This is a genomic window from Mycobacterium bulgaricum (assembly GCF_041287165.2).
GTDB lineage: Bacteria > Actinomycetota > Actinomycetes > Mycobacteriales > Mycobacteriaceae > Mycobacterium > Mycobacterium bulgaricum.
Genome location: NZ_JBGGKV020000003.1, coordinates 115,154 through 142,115, shown reverse-complemented (window position 1 = coordinate 142,115; position 26,962 = coordinate 115,154). Strand labels below are relative to the sequence as shown.

The window sequence follows — 26,962 nt, the reverse complement described above, 5'->3', positions numbered from 1 at the left end:
TTGCGCGACTTACGCTCCGGTGCAACCGGACACGAGAATCTTGCCCCCGCCGTTCTTGGCAAGTGCGTCTGCTTCGGCGTCGTCCTGCCTCGGCGCCCGGCCGCCGGCCCAATGCGTGGGACTGTCGGCGAGCGCCATGCACCCGGTCGGTGCTGAGACAGCCACCCGGCAGTCGGTACCGCCGTTGGCGAAGCACTGGTCCATGGCCATTTTCTCGGCATCTTCCCTGGCTTTGCCGTTGTATCCGTAGCCGTATGCGGAGTTGGCGGGCGCGATGGCGATGGCAGCCCAGGTGCCGCCACCTGTGGTGTCGCTACCGGGGTTGTTCTTCTGATAGTTCGATTCGGTCGCGTCGTTCGCCGCCCAGTTCTCGCTGCGCACAGCAGGAGTCACACATATGGTGTCCCCCTCGAACGCCTCGCGCCACACGAACCCCGATGCGCAGGACAGTGGCCCCGAACCGCCGTTGGGATCCCTGTTGGCATTGGGATCGGCGTTCTCGGCGGCCGTGCGATCGCGGAATGCCGGTGTGACGCAGACGGTGTCACCATTTCTCGCCTCGCGCCAAACGAGGCCCTGGATGCAGGTTGCCGTCCCGTACGGCCTAGGGTCGGCCGACGCGGCCGCCGGGGAGACGAACGTGGTCACCGCCAGCACGGCGATCAGTGTGGCGGCATTCCGGTCGACGGTGAAAGCACTCATGACAAGTCTCCAGTCGGGGTGGGTTGTTCGGTCCCGAATGAAGCTAGGTACGCCGGTGATACGACGACTGCGTACCGGACTACCTGTCTTTTTGGTCGGCGATCGGTAGGTCCGCAGGTGGGTCCGCGGTGAAAACGCACCGCACGCCGAAGTGGTCCGACGGAAAGACGCGGGGGTGGTCGGGTGAAATGGGTTTGCTTCCAAGCAATTCGATGCTCTCGGGCTGCCACTGTCGACCTTTGAGCAGGACGCGGTCGAAGCGGACGTGGCGTTTCTTGCCAGTGCTGTCGTAACGCATGTCGTTGATCGAGGTGTCCTCGGTATAGCCGTGTTCGTCGGGCCGCAGTACGGGCCAGACATCGTGGAAGGGCGGCTCGATGAGGTGGTTTTCACCGTCGCGCATGTTGAAGTCACCGAGCACGACGGCGTCGGAATCCAAGGTGAGTGTTCCGAAGATGCGGCCGAGTTGACGTTCACGAATCGAAGCCGACCTCTTGCCGCTGTCGAGGTGGATCGAACAGATCACGGTGCGAGCACCGTTGATGCGGAGGTCGGCTCGCACGAAGCCGCGGCGGGCACGGGTGGGGAGGCGCGTGTAGGTCACCTCGGTCATCGGCACCCGCGTCAACAGGAGCATGCCGTAGGGCCCGACGCGCCTGCCGACGATCGAGGCGCTGAGAAAGTGCTTGCGAATCCACGGCTGCGCCAGAAGGACTTCGAGCGCCGCGTCGGTGATCTCCTGGAAAGCCATCACATCCGGCGGATCCGGGGCCAGCAGGTCTGCAATCGCCTGGTAGCGCTCCTGTGCGAAGAACGGATCGAACCAGACATTGAATGTCGAGACCGACAACTGGGACCGGGAGACGTCGCTGAGCGGGGTCGCGGCGACCCAGCCGGCACTGTTGTCGTATCGCAGCACCCTGATTCGGCGGCTGGGCCGCCAAGCGAAAAGCCCTCGGATCCAGTGCACGATCGTTCGATCGTATCGGGAATTCAGGTTGGTCCGCGCCCGGCCCTGCTCAATCAGTCTGCCGTTTAGCACATCTCGCAAAAGCGACGCGAAACCGCAGTTAGTGCAGAATCACCGGTCGAATCGCACGGGTTCGATTACGGTGCTGCTGTGCCTGAAATCGATCGTCGTAGTGCGCTGCTGGTGATGGGGCTGGGTGTGGCCGCGGTGGCGACTCCGTCCACCGCCCAGGCCCAGCCGCCCGTCGTGCCCGTCGAGCCTGGTCCAGAACTTGCCCAGCCTGGTCCGGTGATGCTGTTTCAGGACGAGTTCGACGGACCGGCAGGTTCGCCGCCCGACCCGGCCCGCTGGTTCATCGTCCCCGCCCGCGAGACGATCCGGAACCCCGTCGAGTGGGACAAGCCGTTCAACATGGGCCGCTACGTCACCGACCAGGAACACGTGTTTCAGGACGGGAACGGCAATCTCGTCATTCGCGCCACACGCGGCGAAGGCGCCAACATTCAGGAGAAGTACGCCAGCGCCAAGATCATGGGAGTGTGGCGCGGCGGTATCGGGACGACGTGGGAGGCGCGCGTCAAGCTGGACTGTCTGACCGACGGCGCCTGGCCGGCGTTCTGGCTCGTCAACGAGAATCCGGTCCGCGGCGGCGAAGTCGACCTCGTCGAGTGGTACGGCAACAGGGACTGGCCGTCGGGAACCACCGTCCACGCGCGCCTGGACGGCACGGCGTTCGCGACGGACCGTCATCCCGTCGACAACCAGTGGCACACCTGGCGGATGACCTGGCAGCCCACCGGCTTGTACTTCTGGAAGGACTACCAGCCGGGCATGGAGCCGTTCTTCACGGTTCCGGCGAACTCCCTGCCGGACTGGCCCTTCAACGACCCCGGATTCACGATGGTCCCCGTCTTCAACATTGCGGTCGGCGGCTCCGGTGGACGCGAGCCCGCCGGAGGCACCTACCCCGCGGAGATGCGGGTCGACTGGATCAGAGTTTTCGCCAGCTAGGTCACACCGCGGTCGACGGGCGCCGGAACGGTCCGGCGTCGATCAGGGCTTGCGCCGCAGCTTTCAGGCTGAGATCGGCGCGCAGCACCCCGAAGTTCTGTTCGCCGTCCGAGGGATCCGTCCCGCCGTCGACCAGCTCGTAGTACATCAGCGGTCCCGCCCAGTTCCACGACGCAACCTGATCGCGGGCCGCCAGCAGAATCGCCGCCTGCTGCGCCTCCGAGACCGCGTTGACGCTGGTTCCCGTCGGCGCTCCGAACTCGGTGATCCAGACCTGCTTGTTGCCGTCCCCGTGGGCGGCCATCACGGCCTGAAGCTCGGGCAGGTCGACGAACCCTCCGATCTGGCGCTGGTCTGGGTCCATCGGCAGGTGCGGATAGCTGTACGGATGCACGGCGATCCCGTCGGCGAGCTGTGCCGCCCCATTGCTGTAGAGCTGCTCCAGGTACACCGCCGGGGGGATCTCGGCGCCGGGCGTATCGTATTGCGGCCCAAGGCCACCGATGAGAAGCGTGGCCCGGGGATCGACTCCGCGGATCGACGTCGCGGCCGCGCGGAAAAGGCTGCCGTACTCGTTCGCGTCGGGACGCGTCGGCCAGAACTTCGCCGTGTTCGGTTCGTTCCATATCTCCCAGCTGCGCACCCCGAGCGGGGTGTAGCGCTCAGCGGCGAGCTTTGCGAAGTTGGCGAAGGCGGCGAGGTCCTTGGGCCTGGAGTGCCTCGGGTCCGAGAGGGACTTGGCGTCTGCCGGCTGCGCCCATGCCGGGGTGAACCCGAGCATCACGAGCACGTTCATGTTGTGGGCCACGGCCTCCTGGACGAGCAGGTCGGTCTGCTCCCACTGGAGCTTGCCGCGGCGCGGTTCGACTGCAGACCAGTCGATGTCGATCCTGACCCAGGTGACGTTCATGGTCGCCATGAGATCGAACTCGCGCTTGACCGTCGCCGCATCGGCACCGCGCAGATGCAGGGTCATGCCGATCCCACTGGCCGCATCGTCGTTGTTCAAGATCAAGTTGGATTGACCCGCCAGCTGGCCTGCGGTCGCCGTGCGCACGATCAACGCGCCGACAGCGCTGGTCAATTGGACGTACACCGCCTCGTCGGGCTCGTAGTCGGTGTCGCCGTACACAGTGACCGGAATGGTCGCTGTCGTCTGACCCGGCGCGAAGACCACGGAGCCTGTGGCGGCGGCGAAGTCCTGGCCCGCGGTCGCCTTGTATTGCAGCCCGGGGAAATTGGACACCGCGTAGTTGACCGTCACCGCGGTCGCGGACGCACCCGACAGCTGGACCGTCACCTGTTCGACCCTGGTTCCGCCGTTGCCTTCCGTCACGTAGGTGGCGCTACGCGGGAAGCCGACGGTCACGGCCGTGGTACCGCCGCTGCCGGGTTTGCCTTTGGTGCCCAGCATGCCGCTGCTGCCGCCGACGCCTGCGCTGGTGGCGGACAGCAGCGAGACCCCCGCGTCGCCGCCATCGCCGCCGTCGCCGGAGATCCGTCCACCGCTTCCGCCGTTGCCGCCGTTGCCCCCGGGAACACCGTCGCCGCCGTCGCCGCCGCGGCCGAACAATCCGGCGTCTCCGCCGTTTCCTCCGTTGAATCCGTGGCCGGCGCTGCCGCCGAGCAGCCCGGCGTTGCCGCCGTGGCATGCTGTAGTTCCGGTGCAGGACAACGCATCCCAGCTGAAGCCGTTGCCATACAGCAGCCCGGCATCGGGATTCTCGGCGGTGCCGTCGCCGAACAGTCGTGTCGTGGGCGCCGCGGTGCGACGACCTGTCGTGGCGGTGCTCAGCATCAAAGGAGCGACGGCCGGGGCGACCGGATCACCCCCGGAGTCCTGCGAGCGCAGGCCCAGCCAGGTGGAAATGAATGACGGGGCGCGGTCGAGGTTCTTCGGGGCCGCCACCGGCGCCGGTACGTCCGCGACCGCCGCGGTGGCGTTCCCAGCGGGCGGCGTCCACGACGTGACCTCGGCGTGCTTCGGCGTCGACGGCACTTCGGCGGTCTCTTCGGGTTCGTCGATCTCGACGGGCGCCTTCTGCGGCGCGGGGGACTTTGTGACGGCGGGCTCGTCGTCGGACGCCGGACGTGACCCCTTCGAGTCGTCATCGTCGGCCTTCTCGGCGACCTCGTCGTCAGCCGCGTCCCCGGTATCGGACGCGTCTTCGTCGGAGACGTCGCCGTCAGAACTGCGGGGCTCGCGGTCCTGTTTCACGGTTCTTGTGTGCGTCGTGTCGGTGTCCGATTCGGACGACGCCGCGGAACTCGACGCAGTGGCGCCCGCGGAGGTGTCGGAATCGGTATCAGCAAAGGCTGTCGCCGGCATCGATGCGATTGCCGCGCCGATGCCCAGGGCGACGGCGAGTGCACCGACCCGCCCCACGTAGGGGGAACAGCCGGCAAGGCGTCCGCGCTCTGCGCGAGATACTTCGCCGGCGGTGCCGTTGCTGCGTAAATGGGTTAACCGCAGTTGCCGAAGCTGGTTCCGCTCGGCCGAAACAGCGTGTCGCTGAGTTCTTTTCATGTCCGTCCCCCGCCTGCGCCTGATTCCACGGTGCCGAACGAAGTGCCTGCACGCTTATCGAGTTGATCCCGAGCAGCGTAGCGCGTAATGACGGTCTGGCAAATAAATACGAGCCAAACCGTCGGCGGGGTTCATCGAAGGTCTGCCCCGGTCAGCGGAGCAATTCGCATTGCGGATACACCCTCTCACGGCGAACAAATCAAGATCTTCCCCGCGCGTCAAAATACAGCGAAATGCCCAAGCTGGGGCCAGCGCGTCGATGCCGGTACGGCGGGACCGGCATCAACTGCTGCGACATGGTGGTGTGCCCCGACGAACGTGCGTCGGGGTCAGGTTTACAGCAAATGCATCGCAACGATCTTGAAAGCCTTCTCCTAGACCGGATTTCCTCGTTCGTCACAGGGGGGATTCACACCCTGGTCGATATGCGCCAAGGTGCGGGTCATTTCCGTCGGCGCAACGCTGCCGTGGCTACCGGAATAGGGGCGGTCCAAGAACACGACCACCAGCAGACCCGCGGTCACGAGCGCCGATACGAACGTGATCGGCAACGCCTGGATGAACCGGTTCTCTCGCGGATCAGCCTGCACGACCATGTAGGTCAGCGTGGCCGCTGCGCCGAGACCCAACGCGAACCACAGCGGAACCGGCAGGGTCGGAGCGGCCTCCGCGAGCCTCTGCCGCCGTCCGTCGCGACGCTGTGCCTCCTGGTCGAACCATTGGCCATACGCGGCTTGCTCTGCCCCCGTCCGGGGATCCGCGGCGTCGAAGTCGCGGTGCAACGAGCTGACCCAAGCTTCCACCAGCTCGCTGGATCCGCCCTCTCTCATGGCAGGCCACTCGTCGCTGATGACGGCCCGCCCGTAGCAGACCAGATCGCCGCGCAGGCTTTCGTCGGCCGGGGAGGGCAGCACGTCGGCGACCGAAGCCATCTCGGTGACGGCCACGCCCTCGATGCTCGCGCCGTCTCGGGCACGCTGAAAACTCTGCAGCGCGAACAAGATCACGAACGCGAGCATCACCGCGAACATCGTCCCGATGAGCGTCAGGGAACCGGCGCTGCGGGTGAGATCGGTGAACCACCCGCCCTCGGGCGCGCGGCGGCGCACCAACAGCTTGGCGGTAACCGCTGTCGCGACCACGGCCAGGACGATCAGCGGAGCCAGCCACATCAGCACGGCTGCTGACAGTAGTCAGGCGACCGTCAGGGCGTGAGCCACTCGCGGATCTTGACGTAAATCTCGGGATGGTTGAGCAGGTCAAAATGGTGCAGACCGGTCAGGGTGAGACCTGCGTCGTCGGCGAAAGGGAGCCGGCGCCGGCGGCCGCGACCGGAGGCGCTCGACGGGCGCACGAGGTGGTCGCCGAGCAGCAGGCCCAGAGCTGCCGGGCCGGCGGACGTCGCGACGAAGTGGTATCTGGCGCCGGGGAGGAAGGGCACTTCCGAGCAGCGGTCCCGCAGGAACTCGTCAGGATCGGCGGCGTCCCAGTCGCTGTCGAGGAGCGCCCCGTACCGCAAGTCCTTGATGCCGTCGCTGCGCAGGTTGAGCAGTTCGGCGACGGCGCGGCTCTCACCGAACTTCGACATGACCCAGGTTGCGGCGTTCACGCCCTTCTCCAGATCGGCACCCAGATGCGGTGATCCCAGGCAGATGACCTGACGCGTGCTGCGGGTCCAGCGGCGATTTCTCTCGTGGCCGTAATGGCAGGCGCTGCGCACCACCAGACCACCCATCGAATGACCGATCAGCGCGATACGGCGCACAGGTACCGGCCATATCTCCACCAGCCGGGTCAGAATCTCGTCCAGACTGCGGCCATTGGTCGAGATGTGCAGACCGGTGTTGTATCGGATGTCGATCGGAGTGAATCCGAGGTCCTCACAGAGGCGTTCACCATAGGGACGCTCGTCGACCTCCGCGGTGATCCTGGGCGGGCGCCGCCACGAGGCTTCGGTCTGGCACAGCCCGTGGACGAACACGGCGAGAGCGTCGGTGGGCCTGGGGAATTCGGCCGTGATGGCGTCGGCGGTGAGTGCCACCGGATGCCCGGCGACGCGGATGGACATCGGCGCGGCCCAGGGGCTGCCCCGCTCGGCGAGCTCGTCGCCGTAGATGCCGGTGAGCGCCGCGATCGCTTCCGCTATTCCCGGTCGTTCGTCCAGGGCCGGGTCGTCGTCGAAGGCCAGGCCTGCCGCCGCCCAGGTGGACAGTGCCGGGGGAATGCGATGTCCGGCGGAGTCGAGAGCGTTGTACACCGCGCCGGCGATGGCGTCGTGGACGACTTCGACGGGGCGCGCGGCGGGACCGATCGACGTGAAGACCCGGCGTGCGATGCCGCGGTGCGTGCCGCGCACCAGCGTGTTGAGGACGGTCAGGCCCTCGGCGGCGACGTCCCCGAGTGCCTGCATGTCGGATGTCCGCATGGTCTGTACTCCGGATTCAGTGAACAACTGTTCTCCGAATATAGCCCGAAATCGGCGAGGTCAATCACGGGGTGTGTGGGCGGGCCGACGAGTGTGCGGTGAGGGCGAAGATTGGGCGCTTTTTCCGCCCTGAGCGCACGCTCGGCGGGGGTCTTTTGATCGTGGAGCCGATGACGGGAATCGAACCCGCGTATTCAGCTTGGGAAGCTGATGTTCTGCCATTGAACTACATCGGCGGTGTGGCTAGTGAGACTAGCAGGGGAGTGACCGGCCCGAAGTGACAGCCGCCGGACGTAGCCCCCTTTTATGCATACCTGTCAGCTAGCCTTTGCTGCTATCAGCTTCCCAGTAAGTTCACAGGAGTCGAATTTTCATGGCGCACAGTGTGTTTCATCGGTCGCTCACCGCAGGAGTCGCGCTGGCCGGTGCCGGCGCCATCGCGTTCTCGACCCTGCCCGTGCTGCCCACCCATGAGGCTGCCGTGGCCCGCGCCGCGACCGTCGTCCAGCCCGTGGTCCCGCCTCGCGTCGTGACCACCGAGGTCGAGTACGTGGCATTGGTGAACGCCCTGCAGACCCTCGCTGCTGGTCTGGGCGACACGGTGGGCCAGGTCTTTGCGTCCTTCACCACCACGATTCCGGCACTCAATGACTACATCGGCATCGGGGTCCCCGGCGCTCCCTGGGAGGATGCCGACTATCTGCGGCTGAACCATTCGCTGTTCGGGAACATGCTGTTCGCGCCTATCGCGCCGGTGTTCGTCGGCGCCTTCACCGATGCCGTCATCGAGGTTGTGGCCCACGCATCCGGCGATCGCGAGGACGAGGTTCGCGAGAAGCTCACCGAGTCGGCCGACTACGCCTTCGCCCGGTTGGTCGGCCCGATCATCAGTGCCATCGGCGCGACCGGCGCGGTGCATCAGGAGATCTACCGGGCGGGAATGGCGGGAAACCCGCAGGGTCAGTGGGCGGCGTTGCTGCGGGCACCGGGCGTCATCCTCGACGGCTTCTTCAACGGTGGGTACGGCGACATCAGCACACTGCTCACCGGCGAGGTCGGTGGTGAGCGCGTCGCGGCGCCGGGCCTGTTCACGCCGTGGGGTGAATACCCGGAAGACCGCAGCGTGACCGATACCTTCCCGCCGTACACGCCGCCCGCTGAATCGGCTGCTTTCGATGGGTCGCACGGGTCCGGAGAGACCGTCACCCTGCAGATCGCCGAGATTGAAGAAAAGGCCGACGAGGTCGCATCGAAGGTCTCCACCGACGAGGTCGTCGACGCCACGGAAGGGACTGCGGTGACCCCGGTCTCCGACGAGACCACCGAATCCGAGGCTGCGGTCGCGGACGAGACAGAATCCGACGCGGCCGCAGCCGACGAGGACGACAAGCCGACCACCAAGGCGAGCCGGGCCGAGAAGACCGCCGCTGGGGAAAACGCCGAAAAGTCTGAGACGGCCGCCGACGCCGGCGATGCCGGCGATACCTCCGACAAGGACTCCGGAAGCGACAGCACGGAGTAGCGCCGGGATAGTCTCGTGCCGTGCTGCTCTCCGACCGCGACATCCGTGCCGAAGTCCACAACGGCCGGCTCGGCGTCGACCCGTTCGACGACAGCATGGTCCAGCCGTCCAGCGTCGACGTCCGCCTCGACAACCTGTTCCGGGTCTTCAACAACACCCGCTACACCCATATCGACCCCGCGCAGCGTCAGGACGACCTGACCACGCTGGTCGAACCCAAGGAGGGCGAGCCGTTCGTCCTGCACCCGGGGGAGTTCGTGCTCGGGGCGACGCTGGAGCGCTGCACCCTGCCCGACGACCTGGCGGGCAGGCTCGAAGGCAAGTCGTCGCTGGGCCGTCTCGGTTTGTTGACGCACTCGACGGCAGGGTTCATCGACCCGGGATTCTCCGGGCACATCACCCTGGAGCTGTCCAACGTCGCGAACCTGCCGATCACCCTGTGGCCCGGTATGAAGATCGGTCAGTTGTGTCTGCTGCGTCTGACCAGCCCCGCCCAGCACCCCTACGGCAGCGACAAAGTCGGCTCGAAATATCAGAACCAGCGCGGGCCCACGCCGTCGAAGTCCTACCAGAATTTCATCCGGTCCAGCTGACAGAAATTGACCACGGCGCAGACGCGGTCCCGGCTTGTAATGTCATAAGCACCGGCGCCACCGGTCGTCCGTGCCGCGCGTTCCGGCCAGGTCTTCACACGCTGTCAGCTAACAGCGTCAGGTGTAACGCCGCAGCTGATGGCGCCGATGAAGTATCTAGTTGTCGGCTCGTCGTGCGCGTTCGACCGGTGTCGGCCACCAGGCAGCAGCAAATGTTTTTGGAGGGTCAGTGGACATCGTATTAGGTGTGTCGATGACACCTACAACGGTGCGCATGGTGCTGGTCGAAGGCGAAAAGGCCGACGGGGTCACCGTCGACCACGACACCTTCGACGTCGGCTCCGTGGAGGGGTCGGCAAACGCCGCCGAGCATGTCGTCTCGGCGGTGATGGGCACCAAGGAAAGCGCCGAGACCGGCGGTCACCACCTCAAGTCGATCGGCGTCACGTGGAGTGACCACACCGAAGCCACGGCTCTGCGCGACGCGCTGGCCGCACACGGCATCAGTGACGTCATGCTCGTCTCGGAAGGGCACGCCGCGGCGTCGCTGGCCCAGGCCGTCGGCCGCGCCGTGGGTTACGACACCACCGCGCTGCTGTTCGTCGATCGCGACACCGCGACGCTGTCGGTCGTGCAGACCGACGACGGTTCGGTGGTCAAGGTGCTCAGCCGCTCCCTGCACAGCACCGACGCGATGGCCGTGCTGACCGAGATGGCCGAGGCTGTCGCTGCCCAGGCGTCCCCGCCGCACGGCATCTTCGTGGTCGGCTCCGGCGTTGACATCAGCTCGGTGAAATCGCACCTGGAGCACCTCGTCTCGCTTCCGGTCCATGCGCCCGACGACGCCGAGCTCGCCCTCGCCCGCGGCGCCGCGCTGGCGTCGGCCTCCGCGCCCTCCTTCGAGGCGACCACCGTCGGACTCGCCTACTCCCAGGATCCGGACGGCACCACGGCCGGATCGGTGATGGCCGGGCTCGCCGCCGCCAACACGCAGTTGGCTCCCGCGGGCGTCGAGGCCGGCGCTGACGTGGTGGACGAGTTCGCGCCGACGGAGATGCGCCCCGCCGACGAGGAACGCAAGCCGTTCCTGCTCGTCGGCAGCGCCCTGACGTCGCTGTTCGTGGTCGGTGTCGTCGCACTGGTCATCTCGCTGGCCATCAGCATCCGCCCGACCGCCGATCAGCGGCCCAGCCCCGCGCAGGCCGTGATCGTCCCCAGCAGCCAGGCGCCCGCGCCCGATCCGGCACCCGCGCAGCAGGAAGCCGCCGTCGTCCCGCCGGCTCCGCAGACGGCCGAGACGATCAAGCCTCCGGTGCCCGTCGTCCAGGAAGCGCCGCAGCAGGCCCCCAGGACCGTGTTCGTCGAGCAGGCGCCCGCGCCCGCGGCGCCCGCACCCGCCCCACCGCCGGCAGCTCCCGCGCCCGCGCCGGCTCCGGTCGCCCCGCCACCGGTCGTCGCGCCCGTGGTGGTTCCGCCGCCGGTGATCGTCCTACCGCGTCAGCCGCAGTGGACGCCGCCGCGGTGGCAGTGGCCCAACCAGCAGCCCGACGAGCCGGACGACGACTGGGATCCGCCGTGGCAGAACGACGACCCGCCCGTGACCCGTCCGCCGGTGACGACGAAGACGCCACAGGTACCGACGGTTCCCCAGGTTCCGACCGTTCCCCAGGTCCCGCAGCAGCCTCAATGGCCCGGCAGCGGATCGGGGTCCGGCTCGGGGTCCGGATCCGGTAGCAGCGGCCGGGGAGACAGTGGTCGCGGTGACGGTGGCGGCTCGCGAGGCGGCTCCGGCACCGGCGTCCCGGGCGATATCAACGGCGACGGCTGTTTCCTGATTTTCTGCGGTACCGGACGCAACTAGCGTTCGTCACCTTCCGTTGGTCTTACGCTCGGTGTCACTTTGGCTTCAGCTCATCGGAGGTGGGTACTGAGGGCGGTATGCGCTGTACCGTCTTCGGGACCGGATATCTGGGAGCGACCCACGCCGCGGGCATGGCCGAGCTCGGCCATGAGGTCATCGGTGTCGACGTCGACGCCGGCAAGGTCGCGAAACTCTCCGGTGGTGACGTCCCGTTCTACGAGCCCGGGTTGCGGGAGATGTTGCAGCGCAACATCGATGCGGGACGACTGCGCTTCACCACCGACTACTCCGAGGCGGCCGAATTCGCCGACGTGCATTTCCTCGGGGTCGGAACACCGCAGAAGAAGGGCGAATACGGCGCTGATCTGCGCCACGTGCACGCCGTCATCGACTCCTTGGTGCCGCTGCTGACCCGTCCGGCTGTCATTGTCGGCAAGTCGACCGTGCCGGTGGGTACGGCAGCCGAACTGGTCGAGCGGGCCGCGGGCCTCGCTCCGGAGGGCGTCACCGTCGAGGTGGCGTGGAATCCGGAGTTCCTGCGGGAAGGTTTCGCCGTTGCCGACACCCTGCACCCCGACCGCATTGTGCTTGGGGTGCAGGAGGATTCGCAGCTCGCGGAGAAGGTGCTGCGAGAGATGTACGCGGCGCTGCTGGCCGACGGGGTGCCGTTCCTGGTGGCCGATCTGCAGACCGCGGAACTGGTCAAGGTGTCGGCCAACGCTTTTCTGGCCACCAAGATCTCGTTCATCAACGCGATCTCGGAGGTCTGCGAGGCCGTCGACGCCGATGTGACGCTGCTGGCCGACGCGCTCGGTTACGACGCGCGCATCGGCCGCCGATTCCTCAACGCCGGTCTGGGTTTCGGGGGCGGGTGCCTGCCCAAGGACATCCGCGCATTCATGGCCCGCGCAGGCGAGCTCGGCGCCAATCATGCGCTGACGTTCCTCCGCGAGGTCGACAGTATCAACATGCGCCGCCGCACCCGCATGGTCGAACTGGCCACCAAAGCGTGCGGCGGCTCCCTGCTCGGCGCCAACGCCGCCGTCCTGGGCGCGGCGTTCAAACCCGAGTCCGACGATGTCCGCGATTCGCCCGCGCTCAACGTCGCGGGCATGCTCCAGTTGCACGGCGCAACCGTCAACGTGTACGACCCGCAGGCGATCGAGAATTCCCGGCGGCTCTTCCCGACGCTGAACTACTCCACGTCCGTGCTGGACGCGTGCGAGCGTGCCGACGCCGTGCTGGTCCTGACCGAGTGGCGCGAATTCGTCGACATGGATCCCGATGCGCTGGCCGAGGTGGTACGCGCCAAAGTGATTGTCGACGGCCGAAATTGCCTGGACGCCCGCAAGTGGCAGGACGCCGGCTGGCAGGTGCATGCCCTCGGCCGCAACCTCGGGCGAGCGATCCCGGCGTAACGTCGGTGCATGCCTGTCTACGCGCTGAACCTGTTCGACATCGCCGATCGCGACGAGTACCTGGCCTATTCGAAACGCTCTCCCGCCGAAGTCGCCAAGCACGGAGGCCGTGTCGTCGCGCTCGGACAGTTCCGCGAGTCCGTCACCGGTGACATCGAGCCCCGTACGGTGCTGATCCTGGTGGAGTGGGAATCCAAGGAGGCCTTCGACGGCTACCGCAACGACCCCGACCTCGCCGACCTGCACGCACACCGCGAAGATGGTTCGTCGTCCTACATCTGGCACCTGTTCGACCGCTTGGACGATCTGCGACCCCTGCTTAAGCTGAACTGATGGCGGGCGATCTTCTGCGACAACGGATCCGGTGGATGGCACTGCACGGTGTCATCCGTGGTCTGTCCAAGTTCGCAGCACGCCGCAGCCGCGATCCGCAGGCCAGGCTCATCGCCGATCCCGAGGCGCGCGCCGATCCGGCCCGGTTCGCCGACGAACTGCGCGGCGACGCGGCGGTGATCCGGTGCCGCGCGGTGCTGCTGACCGTCGACCATCAGGCGGCCAACGAGATCCTTCGCTCCGACGACTTCCGGGTGTCCTCGCTCGGCGCCGGGCTGCCGAAAACGCTGCAGTGGGTCAACCGCAAGACCCATCCAGGGCTGCTGCACCCCATCGAACCGCCGTCGCTGCTGTCGATCGAACCGCCCGACCACACGCGGTGCCGCAAGCTCGTCTCCTCGGTGTTCACCACCCGCGCCGTCACCGCGCTGCGCGACCGCGTCCAGCAGACCGCGGACGCGCTGCTCGACGATCTGGAACGCGAGACCGGCGTCGTCGATGTCGTCGAACGGTACTGCTCCCAGCTGCCCGTGGCGGTGATCAGCGACATCCTCGGCGTCCCTGAGAGCGACCGCAAGCACATCCTGCACTTCGGTGAACTCGGTGCGCCCAGCCTCGACATCGGGTTGTCCTGGCGCCAGTTTCAGCAGGTGCACGAAGGCCTCGTCGGCTTCAACGCATGGCTCGGCGACCACCTGGAGCAGCTACGTCGCAATCCCGGTGACGACCTGATGAGCCAGTTGATCCTGGCCAGCCAGGCCTCCGACGAGGCGAACCGGCTGACCGACCGCGAGTTGCAGGCCACCGCGGGCCTCGTGCTGGCGGCCGGCTTCGAGACCACCGTGAACCTTCTCGGCAACGGCATCCGGATGCTGCTCGACACCCCGCAGCACCTGGAGACGCTGGCGGCCCGCCCCGAGCTGTGGCCGGGCACGGTCGAGGAGATCCTCCGGCTGGATTCGCCCGTGCAGATGAGCGCCCGCTTCGCACGCCGCGACGTCGTCGTCGGCGGAACCGCGATAGACCGCGGCGAACTCGTCATCGTGCACCTCGCGGGCGCCAATCGCGACCCCAAGGTGTTCAGCGATCCGCACCGGTTCGACATCGAGCGCGACAATGCCGGAAAGCACCTGTCCTTCTCCGGCGGAAGGCACTTCTGCCTCGGTGCGGCACTCGCGCGCGCCGAAGGAGAGGTCGGCCTGCGCACGTTCTTCGAGCGCTATCCCGGCGCCCGGCTGGCAGGTGAGGGCAGCCGCCGGGACACCCGCGTGCTCCGCGGCTGGTCAACCTTGCCGATCACGCTTGGAAAGGCCCCAGCCGCGCTAGGTTCGTAGGGGTGGACTTCCGAGCAGCCCTGCTCGAGCAGACTCGAGCATTCGGCGAACTGATCCGATCGGGGGATCCGGCGACTCCGGTGCCCACGTGTGGCGAATGGACACTCAAACACCTGTTCCGTCACGTGGGTCGCGGAAACCGTTGGGCCGCACAGATCATCAGCGAGCGACGCAACCAGCCTCTCGACCCGCGGGAGGTGCGCGACGGCAGACCGCCCGAGGACCTCGACGCCTCCATCGATTGGCTCAACGCCGGTGCGCAGGCCGTCGTCGACGCCGTCCACCGCGTCGGTTCAGATGCGCGGGTGTGGACGTTCAACGGACCCAGGCCTGCGGGGTGGTGGACTCGACGGCGTGTTCACGAGGTGGCCGTGCACCGGCTCGACGCGGCGCTCGCGCTCGGCGCCGAGTTGGAGTTGCCCGCCGACCTCGCCGCCGACTGCCTCAGCGAGTGGATCGAGCTCGCCACCGTCGACAAGAACCGCCCGCCGGCGTTGGAGCACGGACAGTCGGTCCACCTGCACGCCACCGACGAGAAGCTGGGCCCGACGGGTGAGTGGACGATCGTGCACGACGACGACGGACTGTCCTGGTCACACAGCCACGGCAAGGGCGCGGTCGCGGTTCGCGGACCCGTCAACTCTCTGCTGCTGGCCACCGTGCGGCGCAAGACCGCGGCCGACGCCGGGCTGGAAGTCTTCGGCGACGAGGCCGTCTGGGACGCGTGGCTGGAACGCACACCGTTCTGAGGCGCTTACAGTCGAGGCATGACCACTTCGGAGCTGGCCACCGTCCTTGCCTGGCACGACGCGCTCAATGCCGCCGACCTCGACACGCTGCTGTCGCTGTCCAGTGACGACATCGAGATCGGCGACGCTGGCGGTGCCGCCCAGGGCCACGCCGCGCTGCGGGACTGGGCCCAGTCGCTCGACGTCAAGGTCGAGCCGGGCCGCATCTACGTCAACGACGGCGTGGTCGTCGTCGAACAGCAGACCGTGTCCGTGACCGGTGAGACCGGAACGGGTGCCTCGGCGTTCCGCGTCGTGCACGACCACGTCACCTCCATGTTCCGGCACGATTCGCTGGACGCGGCGCTGGCCGCCACGGAGCTCACCGAAGCGGACCTGACGGGCTGATGCGCGGAATCATCCTCGCGGGCGGTTCCGGCACTCGGCTGCATCCGATCACGTTGGGCGTCAGCAAGCAGTTGTTGCCTGTGTACGACAAGCCGTTGATCTACTACCCGCTCTCCACGCTGATCCTGGCGGGCATCCGCGACATCCTCGTCGTCACCACCGCGCAGGACGCTCCCGCCTTCCGCCGATTGCTCGGCGACGGATCGAATTTCGGGGTGAACCTGACCTATGCGGTGCAGGACGAGCCCGAAGGGCTCGCGCAGGCCTTCGTGATCGGGGCGTCGCACATCGGCGCTGAGCCGGTGGCCTTGGTGTTGGGCGACAACATCTTCTACGGACCCGGCCTCGGCACCAGCTTGCAGCGATTCCAGAAGGTCACCGGCGGGGCCATTTTCGCGTACTGGGTGGCCGACCCGTCGGCGTACGGGGTGATCGAACTGGATGCCGGCGGCAGTGCTGTCTCCCTGGAGGAGAAACCGGCAATTCCGAAGTCGCACTTCGCGGTGCCCGGGCTGTATTTCTACGACAACGACGTCATCGAAATCGCCAGGGGGCTCGGTAAATCCGACCGCGGCGAGTACGAGATCACCGAGATCAACCAGACCTATCTGAAGCAGGGCAGACTCGACGTCGAGGTGCTCGCACGCGGAACGGCGTGGCTGGACGCCGGGACGTTCGACTCGCTGCTCGACGCCGGCGACTATGTGCGCACCATCGAACGGCGGCAGGGTCTCAAGATCAGCGTGCCGGAGGAAGTCGCTTGGCGCGTCGGCTTCATCGACGACGACGCGTTGGAAAAGCGCGCCCACGCACTGCTGAAGTCGGGCTACGGCGCGTATCTGCTGGAGTTGCTGCAGCGCTGAGCAGGTCAGCTCAGCCCGGCGATCACCTTGTCCAGCGTGACGGGAAGCTCGCGGACCCGGACGCCGGTCGCGTGGTACACGGCGTTGACGACCGCCGCCGCGGCACCGACGATGCCGATCTCGCCCGCGCCGCGCGAACCCATCGGGTTGAGGTACTCGTCCACCTCGTCGAGCCAGATCGCATCGATGTCGGCGACGTCGGCGTGCGCGCTGATGTGGTATGTCGCGAGATCCTGTGTGACGACGTGCCCGAACCGGGGATCGCGCACGCTCTCCTCGTGCAGCGCCATCGACAGGCCCATCGTCATCCCGCCGATCAGCTGGGACCTCAGTGTGCGGGCGTTGATGGCCCGGCCCACCGAGAAGACCCCGAGGATGCGCGGTACGCGGATCTCGCCGGTGTATCGGTTGACGTGGGCCTCGACGAAGTGCGCGCCGAACGATTGCACGGTGACCTTGTCGGCTTCCGAACTCTCCGGTGACTCGGCAGTGGTGGTCGCGCCGATGGCGGGCGGATTACCATGGTCGCGCCGAAACTGTTGGGCCGCAGCGACAACCGCTGATCCCCATGACGTCATGCCCGACGAGCCGCCGGCGACCGAGGCGGGCGGCAGGTCGGTGTCGCCGATCTGCAGATGAATTGCCGCGAGCTCGCAGCCGAGCGCGTCCGCCGCGATCTGCGACAGCGTGGTCCAGGTGCCGGTGCCGATGTCAGCGGCGCCGATGTGCACGTCGTAGCGCCCCTCGGCGGCGTAGGTGATGCGGGCAGCGTTGCCCGGCATCGCCATTCCCGGGTACGTGGACGACGCCACGCCGGTGCCCGAGAGCCATTCGCCGGCAACACGTTTCCCGGGCTCGGGATCGCGCGCCGACCACTCGAAGCGTTCCGCGCCGGTGCGCAGGCACTCGACGAGGTGACGGCCCGACCAAGGCTTGCCCGTCTCGGGGTCGACGTCGGGATCGTTGACGATGCGCAGCTCGACGGGGTCCATGTTGAGGGCCACCGCCAGCTCGTCCATCGCCACCTCCGCGGCGTACGTCCCGGGGCACTCGCCCGGCGCACGCATCCAGAACGGCACCGGGACGTCGAGCGACGCGAGCCGGTGTGACGTCCTACGGTTCGGCGACGCGTACATCTTGCGCGACGTGACCGCCGTCTGCTCGGCGAATTCCTTGACCGCAGAGGTCTGTTCGACGACCTCGTGCACGATGGCGGTGAGCCGGCCGTCCTTGCCCGCGCCCAACCTGATCCGCTGGATCGTCGGGGTGCGGTATCCCACGAGTGAGAACATCTGCTGACGCGTCAGCGCCAGTTTCACCGGCCTGCCGCCGGCGCGCTGCGCCGCCATCAACGCCAGCACGTCGTGTGCGTGCGGAGCACCTTTGGACCCGAAGCCACCGCCGACATGCGGTGCGACGACCCGCAACTGCTCGGGTTCGATGCCGAAGATCGGTGCCAGAGTCTTGCGCACGACGTGAACGCCCTGGGTGGAGTCGTACATGGTGACGGCGGGGGCGCCGTTGTCGACGCTCCACTGTGCGATGCAGGCGTGTGGCTCCATCGGGTTGTTGTGCTCTATCGGCGTCACATACGTTTCGTCGACCGTGAACTCGGCAGCCGCGAGCGCTGCGTCGACGTCGCCGTCGTCACTGTCGGGCGGATAGGACGGATTCACCGACTCGGGTGTGTACAACCCTGGATGGTCCTCGCGCAATTCGACGTCGTGGGGTTCGGCGATGTACTCCGTGCGGACCAACGCCGCGGCCTCCCGCGCGATTTCGGCCGTCTCGGCCACCACGCCGCCGATCAGCTGTCCCCGGAAGTGCACCCGAGCGTCCTGCAGGATGGCGAGCTCACCGTCGGAGGCGTCGGCCAGCTCAGGGGCGTCGAAGACCGTGAGGACATCGAGCACCCCGTCGACCGCCGAAGCGGCACTGACGTCCATCGTGATGACGCGGCCCCGCGCAATGGTCGCCTGGACGGGATGCACGTACGCCGGTGTGTCTACCCTCTGCTCGAACGCGTAGGTGGCGGTGCCGGTGACCTTGGCGGGACCGTCGCGACGTGCCGCCGGCGAGCCGATGCTGCGCGGCTCCAGGAGCGTCATCGCAGCCCCCGCTCGGTCAGCATGCGGAGTTGCGCCATCAGGGTGCGACGGGTCAGTTCGACTTTGAACTCGTTGCCGGGCAGGGGCTCGGCGTGGGAGAGCTCGGCGTCGGCGGCCGCGGCGAACGTGTCTTCGGTGGCGGGAGCCCCCGTGAGAACCCGCTCGGCGTGACGGGCACGCCAGGGCTTGTGGGCTATTCCTCCCAAGGCGATTCGCGCGGTCGCGATCGCCTCGCCGACGAAGCTGAGCTCGGCGGCCACCGAGGACAGCGCGAAGGCGTAGGACGCGCGATCGCGAACCTTGCGATAATCGGACACCGCGTTCGGCGGTGGTGCCGGAAGTTCCACCGCGGTGATCAGCTCGCCGTGTTCGAGCACGGTGTCCCGGTGGGGCTCGTCGCCGGGGAGCCGGTGGAATTCGGTGGCAGGTATGCGCCGTGAACCGTCGGTTCCCTCGACGACGATCTGCCCGTCGAGCGCGCTGACCGCGACCGCCATGTCCGAGGGATGCGCGGCAACGCAGTGCTCGGAGGCGCCCAGAATGGCGTGATATCGGGTGTAACCCCCGATCGCCGAGCAACCGCTACCGGGGTCGCGCTTGTTGCACGGTGTCGTGACATCTTGGAAGTACACACATCTGGTGCGCTGCAAGAGATTTCCCGCAGTGGTCGCGGAATTGCGGAGTTGCCCGGATGCGCCGGAGAGCAGTGCGCGGGCCAGCACCGGATAGCGCGAGCGGATCATCGGATGGGCGGCGAGGTCGCTGTTGCGGACGTTGGCTCCGATGGTGACGCCGCCGTCATCGGTCTGCGTGACGTCGGTCAGGTCGAGGTGGCTGACATCGACGAGCAGATCCGGTTCTGCCACACCGAGTTTCATGTGGTCCACAAGGTTCGTCCCGCCTGCGAGGTAGGCGGCCTCGGGACGCTGGGCCAAGGTCGCGACCGCATCGGCCGGGCTGGTGGCCACGTGATACTCGAACGGTTTCACTGGATGGCCGCCCGCCCGATGGCGCTGACGATGTTCGGATACGCCGCACACCGACAGAGGTTGCCGCTCATGCGTTCTCGGATCTCGTTGTCGGTGAGCTCAGGAGACGCCTCCAGGTCGTCGCTGACGAAACTCGGTGCCCCGGCCTTGGCCTCGTCGAGCATGCCGACGGCCGAACAGATCTGGCCCGGGGTGCAGTATCCGCACTGGAACGCGTCCTCGTCCTGGAACGCCTGCGCCACGGGGTGCAATTCGTCGCCTTCGCCGAGCCCGGCCGCCGTGGTGATGCGCGACCCGGCCGCGGCGACGGCGAACGTCAGGCACGTCGTCAAGCGTCGGCCACCCACCAGCACGGTGCACGATCCGCACTGGCCGTGGTCGCAGCCCTTCTTCGGCGCGGTCGCGCCGAGCCGTTCTCGGAGGGCGTCGAGCAGAGTCATCCGGTTGTCGACGGTCAGCGTGTGCTCCCGGCCGTCGATTTCCAGGGTCACGTCGGAGGTGTGGAGGGGCTGGCTCACAGCCGCCGGTTACCCGAGGTAAACCCCACCAAACTCGGGGCTCAGTGACGGCTGTGTTGCGGCGTCGCCAACAGAGCGGCGATACCGGTCGTCAGTGGCACCGACAGCGCCAGCGCGATGCCGCCGACCGCGGAGCGGGCCACCTCGATGGCGACGCTCTCGCTGGTCAGAACGTCTCCGAGGGACCGGTTGGCGACGCTGAACAGCAACAGCAGGGGCAGCGCGCTGCCCGCGTACGCCAGGACGAGGGTGTAGACGGTCGAGGCGATGTGATCGCGGCCCACCCGCATCGCCCCGACGAAGACCTCGCGACGGGTCGTGCCGTCGCCGAGGGCGGCCAACTCGAACGCGGTCGACGCCTGCGTGACCGTGACGTCGTTCAGTACGCCGAGGGAACCGATGATGAACCCCGCCAGCAGCATGCCGGTGATCGACACGTTGCCCAGGTAGGCGGCCACCTCGTTGTTCTGGTCCTCCGAGAGGCCCGTCAGGTGGGCGAGTTCGATTGCGGCCCAGGACAACACCGCGGCCAGCAGCAGGGACGCCAGCGTGCCCAGCAGTGCGGCGCTGGTGCGCAGGCTCACCCCGTGGGCCAGGTAGATCACGGCGTACAGAATCGCCGCGGACGCCACCAGCGCAACGGGAACCGCCGGACCCCCGTCGCGCAGTGCGGGCAGCAGGAACACGACGAGGACGCCGAACGCGACGACGATGCCGACCAGGGCCCGGAACCCGCGCCAGCGGGCCACCGCGACGATCACGACCGCGAAGACCAGGGCGAACGCGGCCAGCGGCCACGCCCGCTCGAAGTCGTAGAAGGCGTAGGTGGTGGTGCCCGCGTCGTCGACCTGCCTGCTGAGCCGGATGTCGTCGCCCACCGCAAGGCTCGGTTGTCCGGGACCGACGCCGATCTCCAGCAGCGTGTTGGCGCCCTGGTTCGGGCCGGAGTCGATCGACACCAACGACTGCACACAGGATGCTCCCGCGCCCTCGGCGGGCAGTGGCGTCGAGGTGATGACCGATCCGGCCGACGGACTGCCGCACGTGGCCTCGGTACTGGACAGCACGTGACCCGATTCCGTCGTCACCGCACCGCCCGCGGCGTTCTGGAACGGCAGCGGAATGTCGGCCTTCTCACCGCTGGGCCACAGCAGCGCGGCGCCGATGAGGACCGCGACCCCGATCGCGACCAGCAGGCCGACGACGATCTTGGCGGCCAGCGGACCCAGCGGAGACGGGCCGCTCAGCGAGTGCGAGTGTGAGTGCGCCACCCGGACAGGGTAGTGGTCGTCGGCCGCGATTTTGGTGCGTGGCCACCCCGCCTGCCCCACTTAGCCTGAGGGCATGGTCAGAAGCGCAGCCTGGCGATCGGCATCGAAATCGGCACTGAGACGAGCTTACGAATCGGTTCTGTGCAACGAGATCGGGCCCGCACTTCGAGAGCACGGATTCACCCGGTTCCGGAACACTTTTCGCCGATCACGTGGACCGCTGTACGACGTCATCAACTTCCAGCCCAACTGGAACAACAGCGTCACACCCTGGTACGGCTTCTTCGTCAACGTCCGGGTCGGCTCCGTCGAGATCGATCGAGCCTGCCCCGGCCACGATCCGGGACTGCACCGTCCAGAGGAGTTCCTGCTGGACCGCCGGTGGGAGCATCTGGTGCACGATGCGCCCTATGAGCTGCGCTTCGACCTCGACACCGACATGCCGGCGTTCGCGGCGCGGGTGTGCGAGAACTTGATGTCGGTGCTCGCCGAGGTCGAACGCATACGTTCGACCGGCGACCTCGTTGCCTACGCCGTCGCGAACAACCTGCTGATCGCCTACGAGAAAACCTGCTGCTACCTGGCGGCGATCGAGGACTTCGACACCCTGAGCCGCTACGTCACGCGGCTACACGCGAGCTTCGGGCATCAGGACCGCTGGGCGATCTTCAGCGGCAGGATCAGCGCGGTGACCGGGCGCCCGGTCATTGCCGGTAGCTGACCAGGAAATTACCCAGCCGCTCGATCGCATTGGCCAGATCCCGAGCCCATGGCAGGGTCACGATCCGGAGGTGATCCGGTGTGGGCCAATTGAATCCGGTGCCCTGCGTGACGAGGATCTTCTCCTGCAGAAGCAGATCCAGCACCAGCTGCTCGTCGTCGGCGACGTCGTAGACCTCGGGGTCCAGGCGCGGGAACGCATACAGGGCGCCCTCGGGCTTCACGCAGGACACACCGGGGATCTCGTTGAGCTTCTCCCACGCCACGTCGCGCTGCTCCAGCAGCCGGCCGCCGGGCAGAACCAGGTCGTCGATGCTCTGATGCCCTCCAAGAGCCACCTGAATCGCGTGCTGGGCAGGGACATTGGGGCACAGCCGCATGTTGGCCAGCAGGCTGATGCCCTCGATGAAGCTGGTGGCGTGCTCTTTGGGGCCGGTGATGACCAGCCAGCCGGACCGGTAGCCGGCGACACGGTACGCCTTGGACAACCCGTTGAAGGTCAGTGTCAGCAGATCCGGCGCCAGTGAGGCGAGTGCGATGTGTTTGGCGTCGTCGTAGAGGATCTTGTCGTAGATCTCGTCGGCCAGCAGCAGAAGCTGGTGCTTGCGCGCCAATTCGACGATCTGCGTGAGGTTTTCGCGGGTGTACACCGCGCCGGTCGGGTTGTTCGGGTTGATCACGACGATCGCCTTGGTGCGGTCGGTGATCTTCGATTCCATGTCCGCGATGTCGGGCTGCCAGCCCTGGGTTTCGTCGCACAGGTAGTGCACGGGAGTTCCGCCGGCCAGCGACGTCGACGCGGTCCACAGCGGATAATCCGGCGCCGGGATCAGCACCTGGTCGCCGTTGTCGAGCAGCGCCTGCAGCGTCATCGTGATGAGTTCGGATACCCCGTTGCCGAGGAAGACATCGTCGATGTCGAAGCGGGGGAAGCCGTCGACCAGTTCGTAGCGGGTGAACACCGCGCGGCGGGCACTGACGATGCCCTTGGAATCTGAATACCCCTGGGCATAGGGCAGCGACTGGATGATGTCGCGCATGATGACGTCGGGTGCCTCGAATCCGAACGGCGCCGGATTGCCGATGTTGAGCTTGAGGATCCGGTGGCCTTCGGCTTCCAGGCGCGACGCGTGCTCGTGTACGGGACCGCGGATTTCGTACAGGACGTCCTGCAACTTGCTGGACTGCGCGAATTCGCGCTGGCGCCCGTGCTGGCCACTAGCCGTGTGCCAGGGCGCCTGATGCGTACTCATGACGGAATTCTCCCACGGTTGTCCACGCGTTTTTCCGCACCTGGTGACAGCCGTCGCCCATATGAGCCCGGGAGTTGTTGGCCGAAGGCGGTTTCGCGCGCCGACCCTTGTTCGGCCTACTTCCGGCCGGGCCGGCGTGCGCCCTTGGCGATACCCAGTCCCTTCACCGGAGGTTCGTCTCCGACGACGCGGGCGTCGCCGTTGCTCGATCCGTCGGACGCGGGTGCCGCCTCGGCTTCTGCCTCGGGCTCGGCTTCTGCCTGGGGCTCGGGCTCTGGCTCTGGCTCTGGCTCTGGCTCTGGCTTCGGGGCCGGGGCCGGCTTCTTTGCACCCGGCCTACGCGCGCCCGCCGCGATGCCGAGGCCCTTGACCTCAGGCTCAGGCTTGGGCGCATCGTCGAGACCACGGTCGGAATCGGCGGTGTCGCCCTTCGAGCCGGGCTCTGCCTGATCGGGGTCGACGTTCGGCGGCTGCGTGACCGTCGACTCGCCCTCATTGGGCGCGGCCTTGGGGGCGGCCTTCTTTGCGCCCGGCCGGCGAGCCCCTGTCGCGATGCCGAGGCCCTTGACCTCTGGCTCGGGCTTGGCGGGCGCCTCCGTCTCGGCCTCGGTGGGTGCTTCCGCGGCCGGCTCGGCCTTGGCGGCCGGCGCGGCAGACTTCTTGGCGCCCGGGCGCTTGGCGCCGCCGGCGATGCCGAGGCCCTTCACCTCCGGCTCGGCCTTGGCGGGTGCTTCTGCAGCAGGCGCGGCTTCGGCGGCCGGCGCTGCCGACTTCTTCGCACCCGGACGCTTGGCGCCGCCTGCGATGCCGAGGCCCTTCGCGGGAGCCGCCGCTGCGGGCTTGTCCTCAGCAGGCTCGGCGGCAGCGGCCTTCTTGCCGGGCTTCTTCGCCCCACCTGCGACACCGAGGCCGGTGACCGGCTTCGTTTCCGTTGCCGTCGATGCCTTGGCCTCGGCGGGCGCAGTTTCTTCGGCTTCGTCCTCGACCTCTTCGGTCGCGTCCACCTCGGCAGGCGCCTCGGCGGCGATCTTGGCCGCGCGCTCTTCGGCTTCCTTTGCCGCCGTGCCCTTTTCGGGCAGCGTGAAGGAGCTCTTGTCCAGCGACCCCAGGAGCAGCTGGGCTACGTCGAGCACCTCGGGGGCCTTTTCCAGGCTGCGGGTGGCGGTCACGTCGTCGACACCGTCGGTCATCATGACCCGGCAGAACGGGCAACCGGTCGCGATCGTCGAGGCACCGGTGTCGACCGCTTCTTCGGACCGCTCGACGTTGACGCGCTTGCCGATGTGCTCTTCCATCCACATCCGGGCACCGCCGGCCCCACAGCACAAGCCGCGATCGGCGTGCCTCGGCATTTCGGTGAGCTTCGCCCCCGACGCACCGATCAACTCACGCGGAGCGGAGTACTCCTTGTTGTGACGGCCCAGGTAGCACGGGTCGTGATAGGTGATGTCCTGCCCGTTCGGACTGCCATCGGTGCCCTTGACCGGTATCAGCTTCTTGTCCCGGACCAGGCGGTTCAACAGCTGGGTGTGGTGCAGCACCGTGTAGTTGCCGCCGAGCTGCGGGTATTCGCGGCCCAGCGTGTTGAAGCAGTGCGGGCACGTCACGACGACCTTCCGGTCGACCCGCTCGACACCTTCGAACAGCTCGCCGAGCGTCTCGACGTTCTGTGCCGCCAGCTGCTGGAACAGGAATTCGTTGCCGGAGCGGCGAGCCGAGTCACCGTTGCAGGTCTCACCCTCGCCGAGCACCAGGTACTTCACCCCGGCTGCCGCGAGCAGTTCGGCGACCGCCTTGGTGGTCTTCTTCGCACGGTCCTCGTAGGCGCCGGCGCAGCCGACCCAGAACAGGTACTCGAAGCCGTCGAACGATTCGACGTCCTTGCCGTAGACCGGGACGTCGAAGTCGACCTCGTCGATCCAGTTGGTGCGGTCCTTGGCGTTCTGGCCCCAGGGGTTGCCCTTGTTTTCCAGGTTCTTGAACAGCACGCCGAGCTCACCGGGGAACTCGGACTCCATCATCACCTGGTAGCGGCGCATGTCGACGATGTGGTCGATGTGCTCGATGTCCACCGGGCACTGCTCGACGCACGCACCGCACGTGGTGCAGGACCACAGCACGTCGGGGTCGATCACGCCGCCCTGTTCGAGGGTGCCGACCAGCGGCCGGGTGGCCTGCTCGGGGCCGGAGCCCATGATGCGCTCGAAGCCGGATTCCGGCACGTGCTCGTGCGCGTGCTCCTCGCTCTTCTTCTCGCCGCGGATCTCCTCGCCGAGACCACCCTCGGGGGTGTTCTCCAGCGGGCTTTCCTTGTCGCCCAGGATGTAGGGCGCCTTCGCGAACATGTGATCGCGGAGGTTCATGATCACGAGCTTCGGCGACAGCGGCTTACCGGTGTTCCAGGCCGGGCACTGCGACTGGCAGCGGCCACACTCGGTACACGTGGTGAAGTCCAGATAGCCCTTCCACGTGAAGTCCTCGATCTTGCCCCTGCCCAGCACTGCATCCTCGGCGGGATCCTCGAAGTCGACGAGCTCGCCCTTGGACTCCACCGGCAGCAGCGGTCCGAGGCCGTTCGGCATGCGCTTGAACGTGACGTTGACCGGCGCCAGGCCGATGTGGAGGTGCTTGGAGTGCAGCACGATCAGCAGAAACACCAGCATGACCGCGATGTGCGCGAGCAGGGCCAGCGTTTCGATCCACTCGTTGGCCGGCTCCCCGAGCGGATGCAGGATCCAGCCCATCGCCTGGGAGAAGAAGGCGCCGTTGCCGTAGGGCAGCGCGCCGGTGTTGACGGCGGCGCCGCGGACCAGTGCGTAGGTCCAGATGACGTTGAAGATCATGAACAGGATCAGCCAGGCGCCACCGGTGTGCGATCCGTAGAACCGGGAGTCGCGGCCGTGCTTCTTGGGTTCACGGACGATGCGGATGATCGCGAACGTGATGATGCCGAGCAGCACCGCGACGGCAAAGAAGTCCTGCAGGAAGCCCAGCGCGTCCCAGCGCCCGACGACCGGGATGTGGAAGTCGTGGTCGACGAGCTGGCCGAACGCCTCCAGGTAGACCGTGGCCAGGACGAAGAAGCCCCACATCGTGAAGAAGTGCGCGATACCCGGGATCGACCAGCGCAGCAGCCGGGTTTGCCCGAAGACCTCTTCGAATTGCGTGGTGATGCGCTTCTTGAGGTTGTCCTTGCGGTTGTTGCCTTCGCTCAACGGTTGCCCGGAGCGGATCAATTTGGTCAACCAGAGCACCCGTTTGACCGCGAGAGCGCCGACGATGGCGATCCCGAGGACCCCGACAACGATCCTGATCAGCATCTGCGTTTCCACGCGGGCCTCCGGATTTTCTTGTTACCCGAGGGTAACTTAGTCGATGTTACTTGAGAGTAACTTAAGCGCGGTGCCT

22 protein-coding genes and 1 tRNA gene are annotated in these 26,962 nt (G+C 67.2%); 11 read left to right on the top strand and 12 right to left on the bottom strand.

What is annotated here, in order from left to right; translation table 11 throughout:
* Positions 1-9: 9 nt before the first annotated feature.
* Together ACAG24_RS11650 and ACAG24_RS11645 are read right to left on the bottom strand one after the other, a co-directional pair.
* Positions 10-702 carry a DUF4189 domain-containing protein gene (locus ACAG24_RS11650; RefSeq protein WP_370473220.1) on the bottom strand — a complete coding sequence of 231 codons (693 nt, stop codon included), beginning with the start codon at positions 700-702 and terminating at the stop codon, positions 10-12.
* 79 nt (positions 703-781) lie between these two features.
* Positions 782-1,672, bottom strand: coding sequence for an endonuclease/exonuclease/phosphatase family protein (locus ACAG24_RS11645; protein ID WP_370473219.1), 891 nt, complete (start codon positions 1,670-1,672; stop codon positions 782-784).
* A gap of 159 nt (positions 1,673-1,831) precedes the next feature.
* Here ACAG24_RS11645 and ACAG24_RS11640 point away from each other — a divergent pair, with 159 nt between their 5' ends.
* Entirely contained in the window at positions 1,832-2,683 is an 852-nt protein-coding gene (locus ACAG24_RS11640; protein ID WP_370473503.1) for a glycoside hydrolase family 16 protein, read from the top strand.
* A 1-nt stretch (position 2,684) separates the two neighbouring features.
* Here the strand turns inward: ACAG24_RS11640 and ACAG24_RS11635 are convergent, their stop codons facing one another.
* The 4 genes from ACAG24_RS11635 to ACAG24_RS11620 all read right to left on the bottom strand — a co-directional run bounded on the left by ACAG24_RS11635 (position 2,685) and on the right by ACAG24_RS11620 (position 7,871).
* Complete coding sequence (locus tag ACAG24_RS11635; protein ID WP_370473218.1) at positions 2,685-4,901, bottom strand: Calx-beta domain-containing protein; 2,217 nt, start codon at positions 4,899-4,901, stop codon at positions 2,685-2,687.
* Positions 4,902-5,584: 683 nt separating this feature from the next.
* Complete coding sequence (locus ACAG24_RS11630; RefSeq protein WP_370473502.1) at positions 5,585-6,382, bottom strand: bestrophin-like domain; 798 nt, start codon at positions 6,380-6,382, stop codon at positions 5,585-5,587.
* A 32-nt stretch (positions 6,383-6,414) separates the two neighbouring features.
* On the bottom strand, positions 6,415-7,635 hold the full coding sequence (locus ACAG24_RS11625; protein ID WP_370473217.1) for an esterase/lipase family protein: 1,221 nt from the start codon (positions 7,633-7,635) through the stop codon (positions 6,415-6,417).
* Between the two features lie 162 nt (positions 7,636-7,797).
* Positions 7,798-7,871, bottom strand: a tRNA-Gly gene (locus ACAG24_RS11620).
* 137 nt (positions 7,872-8,008) lie between these two features.
* Between ACAG24_RS11620 and ACAG24_RS11615 the strand changes: the two genes are divergently transcribed.
* The 9 genes from ACAG24_RS11615 to rfbA all read left to right on the top strand — a co-directional run bounded on the left by ACAG24_RS11615 (position 8,009) and on the right by rfbA (position 16,695).
* Positions 8,009-9,157: a hypothetical protein gene (locus ACAG24_RS11615; protein WP_370473216.1), complete on the top strand. Its 1,149-nt coding sequence runs from the start codon at positions 8,009-8,011 to the stop codon at positions 9,155-9,157.
* 20 nt (positions 9,158-9,177) lie between these two features.
* Entirely contained in the window at positions 9,178-9,750 is a 573-nt protein-coding gene (dcd, locus tag ACAG24_RS11610; protein ID WP_370473215.1) for a dCTP deaminase, read from the top strand.
* Positions 9,751-9,979: 229 nt separating this feature from the next.
* Positions 9,980-11,611, top strand: a complete 1,632-nt coding sequence (locus ACAG24_RS11605) for a DUF7159 family protein (RefSeq protein ID WP_370473214.1) — start codon at positions 9,980-9,982, stop codon at positions 11,609-11,611.
* Positions 11,612-11,688: 77 nt separating this feature from the next.
* A complete protein-coding gene (locus ACAG24_RS11600) occupies positions 11,689-13,029 on the top strand; it encodes a UDP-glucose dehydrogenase family protein (protein WP_370473213.1) in 1,341 nt (446 codons plus the stop codon).
* A gap of 9 nt (positions 13,030-13,038) precedes the next feature.
* Positions 13,039-13,362: a DUF1330 domain-containing protein gene (locus ACAG24_RS11595; protein ID WP_370473212.1), complete on the top strand. Its 324-nt coding sequence runs from the start codon at positions 13,039-13,041 to the stop codon at positions 13,360-13,362.
* Positions 13,362-14,696, top strand: coding sequence for a cytochrome P450 (locus ACAG24_RS11590; protein ID WP_370473211.1), 1,335 nt, complete (start codon positions 13,362-13,364; stop codon positions 14,694-14,696). Before ACAG24_RS11595 ends, ACAG24_RS11590 begins: the two co-directional genes overlap by 1 nt.
* A 2-nt stretch (positions 14,697-14,698) precedes the next feature.
* Positions 14,699-15,445 carry a maleylpyruvate isomerase family mycothiol-dependent enzyme gene (locus ACAG24_RS11585; protein WP_370473210.1) on the top strand — a complete coding sequence of 249 codons (747 nt, stop codon included), beginning with the start codon at positions 14,699-14,701 and terminating at the stop codon, positions 15,443-15,445.
* A gap of 18 nt (positions 15,446-15,463) precedes the next feature.
* Positions 15,464-15,832 (top strand): nuclear transport factor 2 family protein, encoded by a 369-nt coding sequence (locus ACAG24_RS11580; RefSeq protein WP_370473209.1) that lies wholly within the window; start codon positions 15,464-15,466, stop codon positions 15,830-15,832.
* On the top strand, positions 15,832-16,695 hold the full coding sequence (gene rfbA / locus ACAG24_RS11575; protein ID WP_370473208.1) for a glucose-1-phosphate thymidylyltransferase RfbA: 864 nt from the start codon (positions 15,832-15,834) through the stop codon (positions 16,693-16,695). The genes ACAG24_RS11580 and rfbA overlap by 1 nt, the downstream gene beginning before the upstream one ends.
* Before the next feature lie 5 nt (positions 16,696-16,700).
* On the opposite strand, the gene ACAG24_RS11570 is transcribed toward rfbA, so the two are convergent.
* From ACAG24_RS11570 to ACAG24_RS11555, 4 genes are read right to left on the bottom strand one after another with little or no spacing between them, the layout of a single operon-like run.
* On the bottom strand, positions 16,701-18,803 hold the full coding sequence (locus ACAG24_RS11570) for a xanthine dehydrogenase family protein molybdopterin-binding subunit (RefSeq protein ID WP_370473207.1): 2,103 nt from the start codon (positions 18,801-18,803) through the stop codon (positions 16,701-16,703).
* The gene (locus ACAG24_RS11565; protein WP_370473206.1) at positions 18,800-19,792 is read right to left on the bottom strand and encodes an FAD binding domain-containing protein; all 993 of its coding nucleotides are present in this window, start codon (positions 19,790-19,792) and stop codon (positions 18,800-18,802) included. The genes ACAG24_RS11570 and ACAG24_RS11565 overlap by 4 nt, the downstream gene beginning before the upstream one ends.
* Positions 19,789-20,310 carry a 2Fe-2S iron-sulfur cluster-binding protein gene (locus tag ACAG24_RS11560; RefSeq protein WP_370473205.1) on the bottom strand — a complete coding sequence of 174 codons (522 nt, stop codon included), beginning with the start codon at positions 20,308-20,310 and terminating at the stop codon, positions 19,789-19,791. The genes ACAG24_RS11565 and ACAG24_RS11560 overlap by 4 nt, the downstream gene beginning before the upstream one ends.
* 41 nt (positions 20,311-20,351) lie before the next feature.
* Positions 20,352-21,581 carry a YibE/F family protein gene (locus ACAG24_RS11555; RefSeq protein ID WP_370473204.1) on the bottom strand — a complete coding sequence of 410 codons (1,230 nt, stop codon included), beginning with the start codon at positions 21,579-21,581 and terminating at the stop codon, positions 20,352-20,354.
* 73 nt (positions 21,582-21,654) lie between these two features.
* Here ACAG24_RS11555 and ACAG24_RS11550 point away from each other — a divergent pair, with 73 nt between their 5' ends.
* Positions 21,655-22,302: a DUF4304 domain-containing protein gene (locus ACAG24_RS11550; protein WP_370473203.1), complete on the top strand. Its 648-nt coding sequence runs from the start codon at positions 21,655-21,657 to the stop codon at positions 22,300-22,302.
* Here ACAG24_RS11550 and ACAG24_RS11545 read toward each other — a convergent pair.
* Both ACAG24_RS11545 and ACAG24_RS11540 read right to left on the bottom strand, forming a co-directional pair.
* The gene (locus ACAG24_RS11545) at positions 22,286-23,554 is read right to left on the bottom strand and encodes a pyridoxal phosphate-dependent aminotransferase (protein WP_370473202.1); all 1,269 of its coding nucleotides are present in this window, start codon (positions 23,552-23,554) and stop codon (positions 22,286-22,288) included. The two genes, ACAG24_RS11550 and ACAG24_RS11545, sit on opposite strands and share 17 nt — an antisense overlap.
* Positions 23,555-23,670: 116 nt before the next feature.
* Positions 23,671-26,886: a (Fe-S)-binding protein gene (locus tag ACAG24_RS11540; protein WP_370473201.1), complete on the bottom strand. Its 3,216-nt coding sequence runs from the start codon at positions 26,884-26,886 to the stop codon at positions 23,671-23,673.
* Positions 26,887-26,962: the final 76 nt, after the last annotated feature.

Bases quoted from the DNA above. Each gene is read 5' to 3' on its own strand.
- ACAG24_RS11545 (WP_370473202.1), bottom strand. From the start codon at position 23,554: ATGAGTACGCATCAGGCGCCCTGGCACACGGCTAGTGGCCAGCACGGG.
- ACAG24_RS11580 (WP_370473209.1), top strand. From the start codon at position 15,464: ATGACCACTTCGGAGCTGGCCACCGTCCTTGCCTGGCACGACGCGCTC.
- rfbA (WP_370473208.1), top strand. From the start codon at position 15,832: ATGCGCGGAATCATCCTCGCGGGCGGTTCCGGCACTCGGCTGCATCCG.
- ACAG24_RS11630 (WP_370473502.1), bottom strand. From the start codon at position 6,382: ATGTGGCTGGCTCCGCTGATCGTCCTGGCCGTGGTCGCGACAGCGGTT.
- ACAG24_RS11600 (WP_370473213.1), top strand. From the start codon at position 11,689: ATGCGCTGTACCGTCTTCGGGACCGGATATCTGGGAGCGACCCACGCC.
- ACAG24_RS11625 (WP_370473217.1), bottom strand. From the start codon at position 7,635: ATGCGGACATCCGACATGCAGGCACTCGGGGACGTCGCCGCCGAGGGC.
- ACAG24_RS11650 (WP_370473220.1), bottom strand. From the start codon at position 702: ATGAGTGCTTTCACCGTCGACCGGAATGCCGCCACACTGATCGCCGTG.
- ACAG24_RS11590 (WP_370473211.1), top strand. From the start codon at position 13,362: ATGGCGGGCGATCTTCTGCGACAACGGATCCGGTGGATGGCACTGCAC.
- ACAG24_RS11570 (WP_370473207.1), bottom strand. From the start codon at position 18,803: ATGACGCTCCTGGAGCCGCGCAGCATCGGCTCGCCGGCGGCACGTCGC.
- ACAG24_RS11550 (WP_370473203.1), top strand. From the start codon at position 21,655: ATGGTCAGAAGCGCAGCCTGGCGATCGGCATCGAAATCGGCACTGAGA.
- ACAG24_RS11595 (WP_370473212.1), top strand. From the start codon at position 13,039: ATGCCTGTCTACGCGCTGAACCTGTTCGACATCGCCGATCGCGACGAG.
- ACAG24_RS11615 (WP_370473216.1), top strand. From the start codon at position 8,009: ATGGCGCACAGTGTGTTTCATCGGTCGCTCACCGCAGGAGTCGCGCTG.